At 73.2% G+C, this 447-nt stretch carries 1 protein-coding gene; it reads left to right on the top strand.

The genetic code is table 11. The features are described from left to right. On the top strand, positions 1-447 hold a 447-nt coding region (locus tag HMPREF2886_RS32450; RefSeq protein ID WP_139148442.1), incomplete at both ends, for an Ig-like domain-containing protein.

Here is a 447-nt window from a genome sequence, read left to right as displayed (position 1 = left end):
CTGTGGTCAACGTGGTGGCCCAGGACGCCGCCGGCAATAGCAGCCCGGGCGCCAGCGTCACCGTGGACTCGCAGGCCCCGGCGGCGCCGGTGCTCAACCCGAGCAACGGCACCACGCTCAGCGGCACCGCCGAGCCGGGCGCTACCGTGACCCTGACCGACGGCAATGGCAACCCGATCGGGCAGGTCACCGCCGACGGCAGCGGCAACTGGAGCTTCACGCCGTCCACGCCGCTGGCCAACGGCACCGTGGTCAACGCCACGGCCAGCGACCCGACCGGCAATACCAGCGCTCCGGCCAGCACCACCGTGGACTCGGTGGCACCGGCCGCGCCGGTGGTCAATCCGAGCAACGGCGCGGAGATCAGCGGCAGCGCCGAACCGGGCGCCACCGTGACCCTGACCGATGGCAGCGGCAACCCGATCGGGCAGGTCACCGCCGACGGCA

It is taken from the genome of Pseudomonas sp. HMSC066A08 (genome assembly GCF_001813025.1).
In the GTDB taxonomy this organism is placed as follows: Bacteria; Pseudomonadota; Gammaproteobacteria; order Pseudomonadales; family Pseudomonadaceae; genus Pseudomonas; species Pseudomonas aeruginosa.
Note: the sequence above shows the minus strand (reverse complement) of the source record. Positions and strands in the feature narration are given on the sequence as shown.